Origin of the sequence: Isoptericola sp. NPDC057191, assembly GCF_042670225.1 — a bacterium.
Classification (GTDB): Bacteria; Actinomycetota; Actinomycetes; order Actinomycetales; family Cellulomonadaceae; genus Isoptericola.
Map to the genome: position 1 here is coordinate 1 of NZ_JBHUWC010000173.1, position 8,591 is coordinate 8,591.

7 protein-coding genes are annotated in these 8,591 nt (G+C 72.0%); all 7 read right to left on the bottom strand.

From position 1 onward, the window contains the following. Positions 1-149 precede the first annotated feature (149 nt). Complete coding sequence (locus ACFT55_RS16790) at positions 150-2,873, bottom strand: Tat pathway signal sequence domain protein (protein ID WP_380244985.1); 2,724 nt, start codon at positions 2,871-2,873, stop codon at positions 150-152. Next, positions 2,870-3,544, bottom strand: a complete 675-nt coding sequence (locus ACFT55_RS16795; RefSeq protein WP_380244986.1) for a DUF1961 family protein — start codon at positions 3,542-3,544, stop codon at positions 2,870-2,872. Before ACFT55_RS16795 ends, ACFT55_RS16790 begins: the two co-directional genes overlap by 4 nt. Beyond that, entirely contained in the window at positions 3,526-4,230 is a 705-nt protein-coding gene (locus ACFT55_RS16800; RefSeq protein ID WP_380244987.1) for a rhamnogalacturonan acetylesterase, read from the bottom strand. Before ACFT55_RS16800 ends, ACFT55_RS16795 begins: the two co-directional genes overlap by 19 nt. A gap of 1 nt (position 4,231) precedes the next feature. Then, positions 4,232-5,116, bottom strand: a complete 885-nt coding sequence (locus tag ACFT55_RS16805; RefSeq protein WP_380244988.1) for a carbohydrate ABC transporter permease — start codon at positions 5,114-5,116, stop codon at positions 4,232-4,234. Next, positions 5,116-6,084: an ABC transporter permease gene (locus ACFT55_RS16810; protein ID WP_380244989.1), complete on the bottom strand. Its 969-nt coding sequence runs from the start codon at positions 6,082-6,084 to the stop codon at positions 5,116-5,118. Before ACFT55_RS16810 ends, ACFT55_RS16805 begins: the two co-directional genes overlap by 1 nt. A 77-nt stretch (positions 6,085-6,161) precedes the next feature. After that, a complete protein-coding gene (locus ACFT55_RS16815; protein WP_380244990.1) occupies positions 6,162-7,706 on the bottom strand; it encodes an extracellular solute-binding protein in 1,545 nt (514 codons plus the stop codon). A gap of 32 nt (positions 7,707-7,738) precedes the next feature. Next, on the bottom strand, positions 7,739-8,410 hold the full coding sequence (locus tag ACFT55_RS16820; protein WP_380244991.1) for a DUF624 domain-containing protein: 672 nt from the start codon (positions 8,408-8,410) through the stop codon (positions 7,739-7,741). Positions 8,411-8,591: the final 181 nt, after the last annotated feature.

An 8,591-nucleotide genomic window follows, 5' to 3' on the forward strand; every position in this document is an offset into this window, starting at 1 on the left:
CGAGGAAGTGCCAACCCCCCCGAGCCTCTACATCACGCACGGTCATGAACTACCTCGGCGCGGTGGGAACTACCTCGGCGCGGTTCGAACTATCTCGGCGCGGTGGGAACTACCTCGGCGCGGTGGGAACTACCTCGCCGAGCCCCGGACTACCTCGGCGGGAGGCGGTGCCCGATCAGGGCGAGGTTCTGGAGCGTGGCGAGGCTGCACTGTGCGGCGTCGTTGGTGGACAGGGTGCGGGCCTCGTCGATCGGCACGAGCGTCTCCGGCGGCAGGACCGGCACGGGACGGAAGGCCTCCTCCCCCATGAACTCGCCCCCGCGGAAGTAGGCACGCCACGCGACGTCCGCCAGCCCGTCGTCGCCCAGCCGGTGCGCGGCGTAGGCGGCGAGCCGGGAGTGCGCCTGCTCGAGGTTCGTGCCCGTGAGGACGTTGCCCAGCTCCGCCTGCTGCTCCGCGGGCGTCGCGAGGTAGAGGCGGCAGTACTGCAGCCAGGCGGCCTTGAAGCCGGGCGCGTCGACCAGGCCGGCGTCGACCAGCGACACCAGCTCGGAGCAGATCTCGACCAGGCCGAAGACGGCGGACAGGTGCGAGACCGTGACGCGGTCACGGTCGGTGGCGAAGCGGCCCGTGTCCAGGTCGTACAGCGCCTCGCCGGTGAAGAAGCCGTGCGGCAGCGCGCCGATGTCGGTCATCGTGCCGACGAGACGGTCGCGCGACCGCTCGTCACCCGTGATCTCCCAGTCCGCGAGCCACGTGGCGGCCAGCGCGCTCCAGTCGGTGCCGAGCCCGACGGCGAGGGCGTCGCGGCGCGGGCGGTAGGTGGCGGCGTCGGGACGCACCTTGCGCGTCGGGTCGAGACCCAGGAACGTCCGGTCCGAGTCCCGCTGCGCGACCATGAGGTCGCGCGTGTGCTCGTCGCCCGTGAGGAAGTAGTGCGGCCGCCGGTACGCCGGCGTCGAGATCCGCAGCTGCTTGGCGCTGCAGCCCCAGTGCTGCACGTTGTGCCGGCTGCCGAGCCCCTCCCACGGGCCGGCGTGGTAGACGTCCACGTCGCCCGTGTGCCGGGTCATGCGCTCCGCGAGCCGGAAGACGTCCGCCCGGCCGGTGCGCAGGAACGACGTCCACAGCCACAGGTCCGGGGACAGCTCCGAGTTGTCCCAGGCGTAGCCGCCCACGTCGTAGCGCCACACGTGCCGGTCGGGGTCGTAGGCGTGCATGACGTCGCCGAAGTGCCAGAAGCCGTACCAGGAGCGCTGGTCCACCTGGCCGACGTAGAAGTCGAGCAGGGTGGCCAGGCGGTCCTCGAGGTCGGCACGCTCCGGGGTGGCGCGGTCCACGAGGTCCCAGTCGCCGAGGACGCCGGCGGCGTGCAGCGCCTCGGGCGTCGGCACGAGCTGGGGCCGGACGGCGGTGGCCGCGGCGAGGCGGGCCAGCACGCCGGCGTCGGGCGTGGCGGCGAAGGCGGTGACGGTGAGCTCGTGCGTGCGGCCGATGCCCTGCGCGGACCCGAACCCCGGCTCGTAGTCCTCGTACGTGATCTCGAGCGCGTCGAGCTGGTCGTCGAACGAGTCCTGGCCGAGGCCGTCGTGGTAGAAGCGCAGATCCATCGGCGCGGCGTCGGGCGACCAGAGCCAGGTCGTGAGGGTGCCGACGTCGGAGGCCGCCCCCGCGACGTCGATCCCCGTCGGGTGCGACTGCCAGAACCCGGTGAGCCCGACCGCGAGGCCGCCGGCCGTGTCGCCCAGGTAGCCGAGCCCCTCGGAGCGCGTGCCCTGCGCGACGTCGATCCACGGCCGGACGGCCGCGGTCCTCTTCTGCACGGTGAAGCCGTGCGCGGACAGCTGGCGCAGCGACCACGCGTCCCAGGCCGGCACCCAGCGCAGCCGGTCAGTGACGCGCGCGTCCCACTGGGCGAGCGGGGGTGTAGGGCGGCCCGCCACCTGGGCGGCGCGCACGTCCGCGCCCGGGTCACGACGCAGCCCCGTGACACCCTGCACGGCCTCGCGCACCAGGCCGCCGTCGGCACCCGCGAGGCGAACGTGCCGGTCGTACGGGGCGGCACGCAGGTGCACGTCGAACCGCAGCCCCAGCGCGGCGAGGAAGTCCTGCTCCGGGTCGCCGTCCCAGACGAACGAGTGCACCAGCCGGAACGTCGGCGCCCCGGCGGCGAGCACCAGACGGAGGGTGAACGGGAGCCAGCCCGCGGCGGCGTCGTCGTGGGCGCGCTCGACGTCGCGGTGCAGGCCCGTCACCCGCACCACGGCACGCAGCGGGCCCGCCTGCTCGACGACGACCTCCCGCACGACGCCGACCGCGTCCTGGCGGGCGCGGTGGTCGGGCTCCGGGTGGTCCTGGCGGCTGGACACGAGCCGGCCGGCGCGCGCCACCTCGACGGCGCCGGTCCCCGTGCCCGCCCGCACCGAGCGCACGACGTCCGGCCCCGAGCGGGCGACCACGACGACGCACGCGCCCGTGTCCACGACCACCTCGTCGTCGCGCTCGACGACCGTGACGACCGGGCCGTCCGCCGCCTCGCCGTGCGCCTCGCCGTCCCCCTCGCCGTCCGCCGACGTCACCCGGTACGACGTGCTCGGCACCTGCCCGGCGCCGAGGGCGACGCCGGACCACTTCACGCTGCCGTCGGGCCACGTCGCGAGCGGCCAGGTCTGCGCGGGGACGACGCGGCCGTCGGCGTCGACGACGACGAGCGAGCCGGCGTCGCGCACCGCTCCCGGGCGGAACGGGACGCCGCAGGTGACGCCCCCGACGGCGAGGTCCGGCGCGGCGTCCTCCAGCCAGCGCAGGGGGACGTCGGCGGCGGCGCGCGGACGCTGGGCGGCGGGAGCTTCCGTGCTGAGAGCGGTGGTCATGACAGGGGGGTCACCTCGAGGTTGCGGTAGTGGGCCACGAGCGGGGACATCTGCCGGAAGCCGATCCGGCCGGCGCCGAGCGGCGCGTCGTCGTGGAAGGTGAAGAGGGTGAGGTCGTCGATCGCGAAGGCGACGTCGGCGCCGCGCTTGGTGACGCGCACGCGATAGTGGCCGTCCGCGTCGTCCGGGCCGGGCAGCGGGTCGGCGCCCTGCGCGACCAGGTGGAATCCCGGGCTCTTGCGCAGGTTGCAGGTGCGGAACCGCTTCTCGGTGGCCCACTTGCGGCGCAGGTAGGACACGTGGAGCGTCGCGACGTCGCCCGAGTGATACTGCGGGTAGTAGCCGGTCCGCTCGGCCAGCGCGGGGTCGAAGAGGTCGCGCCCGCCGGTCCCGGTCGCCGCGAAGAACAGCATCGCCAGGCCGTCGCCGTCCAGCGGCCGGAAGTCCCACGCGACCTCGACGTCGGCGGCGAAGACCTCGGGGCACCAGAGGGTGAAGTGCGCGTGGTCGCCGCGGCCGTCGGCCGCGAGCGCGACCTCGTCCGCGGTGCTGCGCAGCACCACGCCGCCCTCCGTGTGGTCCACGCCCACCGGGCCCTCGGCCACCCAGCCCGCCAGGTCCGACGGCGTGGCGAGCGCGTTGCGGTAGACGGTCACGGCTGCACCACCCACGCGCCGAGCGCCTCCTCCTGGTCGTGCGCGCCGTCGAGGACCGCCAGCGCCTCCGCGACGTACCGCGCGACGGCGCGCGCGCCCGCCGTCGTGAAGTGCGTGTTGTCCTTGGCGAGGGCGTCGTCCACGGCCAGCCCGGCGGCGACGGCGGCGCCGTGCGGGAACAGTGCCGCCGACGCCTCTTGCCCGAGCCAGCCGTAGAGCCAGCGCGTGAAGGACGTCAGCTCGAGCACCGGCACGTCCTGCGCGCGCCCGAGGGCACGCACCGCCGCCGGGTAGGGCCCGTGCGACCAGCGCAGCGCGCCGTCGTCGTCGAACAGGCGCCGCTCGACGCTCGTGGCGAGGACGGGGCGTGCGCCGTGCGCGCGCACCTCGTCCACGAACGCCGCCAGCCGCTCCGTGTACCCGCCGTCGGCGGCGAGCGTGGCGGGCTCCTTCTGGTCGTTGTGGCCGAACTGGATCACGACCGTGTCCCCGGGCCGCAGCTCGGCGAGCAGGGCGTCCCAGCGTCCCTCCGCCCGGAACGACGCCGTCGTGGCGCCGCCGATGGCGTGGTTGCGCACGACGTCGTCGGTGCAGGCGGCGAGCTCGTCGCCCCAGCCCAGCAGGGGCACCGCGGCGTGGCCGGACGTGCGGCCCTCGTCGGTGGGGGCGACGGTCGAGTCGCCCGCGAGGTGGATCGTCATGTCAGCCCTTCACGCTGCCGATGAGCATGCCCTTGGCGAAGTGCTTCTGGAGGAACGGGTACGCCAGGAGCACGGGGATCGTGGCCACGATGACCACGGCGAACTTGATGCCCTGCGCGGGGGGCGGCAGGTCGGTGCCCATGTCCTGCGCGGACATCGACGCGGACGCGGTGACCTGGCGCAGGAACATCTGCAGGGTCCACATGTGCTGGTCGCTCAGATAGAGCAGCGGGGACATGTAGTCGTTCCAGATGCCGACCGCGTAGAACAGCGCGAACGTCGCGAGCACCGGCTTGGACAGCGGCACGACGACGTGGCGCAGGATCTGCAGCTCGTGCGCGCCGTCGATCTTCGCGGACTCCTCCAGCTCGTGCGGCAGCTGCTGGAAGAAGTTCTTGATGATGATGAGGCTGAACGGGTTGATCGCCATCGGCAGGACCAGCGCCCAGTAGGAGTTCAGCAGGCCGAGCTGCTTGACCACCAGGAACGTGGGGATCATGCCCGCGGAGAACACCATCGTGAACACGACCACGGTCATGATGGTGCGCCGCCCGGGCAGCTCGACCTTCGACAGCGGGTACGCCATCAGGGCCGTCAGGGCGAGCTGGACCAGCGTGCCGACCAGCGTCACCACGACCGTGGTGACGAAGGCGCGCACGAACGCCGACGAGGACAGGATCGACGCGTAGGAGTCGGTCGTGAAGTCGTGCGGCCACAGGAAGAACGGCCGCGTGGTGAGCTCGTACTCGGTGGCGAACGACCCCGCGAGCACGTACAGGAACGGCAGCAGGGCGACCAGCCCCACCGCGATCAGCAGCACGACGTTCACGGCGTCGAACGCGCGCCCCGCGCGGGTGTTGAACCGCTGGTGCTGGGTCGAGGCCATCAGAAGATCCCCTGCTGGTTGAAGCGCTTGGCGAGCCAGTTGGTGCCGAAGATCAGCACCAGACCGACGATCGCCTTCGACAGCCCCACCGCGGTGGAGTAGGAGTACGCGCCCTGCTGGATGCCGGTGAAGTAGACGTAGGTGTCGAACACGTCCGCGACGGTGCGGTTCAGCGCGTTGGACATCAGGTAGATCTGCTCGAACCCGGTGTTGAGGATCTCCCCGGTCTGCAGGATGAGCATGACGATGATCGTGGGGCGGATCGCGGGCAGCGTGATGTGCCAGGTGCGCTGCCAGCGGCCCGCGCCGTCGATCACCGCGGCCTCGTACTGCTCCTGGTCCACCCCCGCCAGCGCGGCGAGGAAGATGATCGTGCCCCACCCGGTCGACTTCCAGATGATCTGCAGCAGGATCAGGGGACGGAACCAGGCCGGGTCGGCGAGGTAGTTCGTCTCGTGCCCGGACAGCCCGTCCAAGAAGCTCGACAACGGGCCCGTGCCGATCGCGAACAGCAGCGCGGTCAGGGACACCACGACCGTCCAGGACAGGAAGTGCGGGATGTAGACCAGGGTCTGCACCGTGCGCTTGAGCACCGACAGCCGGACCTCGTTGAGCAGCAGCGCGAGCACGATCGTCAGCGGGAACGCGACGAACAGGCTCAGCGCCGCCAGGATCAGCGTGTTGCCCAGCAGCCGGGGGAAGTCGGGGTTGGTGAAGAACTCCTCGAAGTGCTGCCAGCCCACCCATTCGGACCCCTGGACGCCCAGGAACGGCACGTAGTTCTTGAACGCGATCTGCGCGCCCCACATCGGCCAGATGCGGAACAGCGCGAAGTACAGCACCCCCGGCAGCAGCATCACCAGCAGCCACCGGAACCGGACCACGCGCGCCCACCGGCGGTGCGGGCGCGGGGCCGGGGCGGGCGGGGCCGGCACGCCGACCCGTTCGACGTCGACGACGGTCGTCATCGCAGCCTCCATCTCGGACGGGGCGCGGGGCCGGGCCGGGGCCCGTGCGGGCCGGTCCGGCCCCGCGCCGGAAGGGATCAGCCGAGCTGGCCGTAGAGCTCGTTCATCTCGGCGGTCACCTGGTCGCCGCCGCTGGACTTCCACTGCGCGATCGCCGCGTCCAGTCCGGCGTCGTCGATCTGGCCGCTGATGTACTGGATCCGGGCGTCCGCGATGATCTGGTCGAGCTGCACGCCGTTCGTCGAGTAGGTCTTCGAGACGAGCGCACCTGCCGGGTTGAAGACCGCCTTCTGCAGGTCCTTCTCCTGCAGGTCGAGCCGCTCCTGTGCGAGCTCCTCGTCGTACTTCGTCTCCGGCTTCGGCTTGTACGCCTCGAAGCCCGCGACGTTCGTGCCGATCTGGGCCCACGAGCCCGACACGACGTCGGTGTAGTCCTGCTTCGACTTGTCGAACACGGCGTAGCCGTCCTCGACGGTGAAGTTGTCGCCCTCGATCCCGTTGTTCTCGAGGATCTGCGCGTCCTTGCCGGCGAGCGCGTCGAGCGCCTCGAGGACCTGCGCGAGCTGGTCCTCCGTCTGCACGGACGCCTTGGGGATCGCGAGGAAGCCGCTGTAGCCCGGCGTCGGGAGCGCGAAGTCGCCGTTCGGGCCGGCGATGTTGCCCACGAGCGCGACCTTCTGGTCGTACGTCTTCGGGTCCTGGTCCTTGAACAGGTCGGCCAGCTGGGCGGCGCGGGACTGGACGTCGATGATGATGCCGCCCTTGCCGTTGAGGAACGGCTCGTTCCACCCGGTGGTGCCGTCCATCGTGGCGTAGTCCTTGTTGACGTAGCCGGACTGGATGAGCGTCTTCTCGTAGTCGAGCGCCTGCTTCCACTCCGGGGTGGTGAAGGACGGGACGAGCTGGCCGCCGTCGTCCTTCCACACGTTGCCCGCGCCGAACCACGTCTCGATCGCGTCGTAGGGGCTGCCCGTGCCGATGCTCGCGCCCCAGGCCGGGATGATCATCCCGTAGGTGTCGTCCTTGCCGTTGCCGTCGGGGTCGTCCTCGGTGAACGCCTTGGCGACCGCCATCAGCTCGTCCGTGTTCGTGGGCTCGTCCAGCCCGAGGTTCTTCAGCCAGTCCTTGCGGATGCTGATCGACGTGCGCACGACGTCGCGCGCCCGGTAGACGCCGTAGACCTTGCCGTTCACGCTCGACGCCTGCTGCACGTCCTCGTTCTCGGTCACGAGGTTCGGGTAGTCGCCGGAGGCGAGGTAGTCCGTGAGGTCCCAGAAGCCGCCGGCCTCCGCCGTCTGCACGAAGCCCTGGCTCTTCTGCTGGATCACCATGACGTCGGGGATGTCGTCACCGGCGAGCACCACGTTGGTGCGGTCGCCGTACTCGGCGTTCGGCACCCACTGCATGTCGAGGTCCAGGCCCGCGACCTCCGACAGCTTCTTGCCCACGGGGTCGTCGGCCTCCGGCGGTGTCGCCGACAGGTACGGCGCCATGATCGACAGCGAGTCCAGGGCCTCGCCGCCACCACCGCCGCCGCCGTCGCCCGAGCCGCCGCTGCAGGCGGCGAGCGCGAGGCTCCCCGCCGCGAGGAGGGCGAGAGGGGCCAGCCGTCGTGAGTTCATGGTCGTCCTTTCGTCGGAGTGCACGTCGTCGTTCACTCGTCGAGGGGGTCGGGGGCCGCCGGGTGCTGCTCGAGGTTGCGGTCGTTGGCGGCGTAGAAGGACAGGCAGAGGGCCGTGCTCAGGTACACCCACGCGCCGATCGACACGACGGGCAGGAGTCCGGGCACGAACGCGGTGACGACGCCGACCAGCGCCGTCGTCGCCGCGAGCAGGAGGGGCGCGCCGGGGAAGCGCAGCAGGAACGTCCACGCCAGCCGGGGCACGTCGCGCCGGCGCAGGTCGTAGTGGGCGTCCATCGTCACGGCGAGGAGCAGGTGCACGACGGCGAGGCCGCCCACCACGGCGAGCGCGACGCGCAGCGCGGTGGGTGCGCCGTCGAGCGCGACGAGGCTGGTGGCTGTGAGGACGAGCGTCACCAGTGGCGGTGCGGCGACGACGTTGGCGCGGCCGAAGCCGGCCGTCCAGGTCCGGGCGAAGGCCCGCACCGTGCGCTGGGCGTCGCCCCGCAGGCGGGTGCGGCTGCACGCCGCCCCGGCCGCGAGCGCCGGGCCAAGGCCGAGCACCACGCCCCCGGCGAGGGTCCCGGCCAGCACGAGGAGGTTGAGCAGGCCGAGGAACGCCACCGTGTCGACCCAGCCGAACCAGCGCTCGACGCGCGCGGCGCCGGGTGCACCATGACTGCCGTCGGCCTGTGCCGAATCCACGACCGCCATCGGTCCCACCCCATCTCCATCGATGCACGGGCGACGCCGCCCGTGGTCCTCCGCAGATCGTCGACGATCTGCGGTAAGGCCTTTCCCGGTTGAATGGATTCACCGTAGGGGTCGGCGTCGCCCTCGTCAACAGTCCGAGGAGGACGGGTGCGGCCGGCGCGCCGTGCGGGTG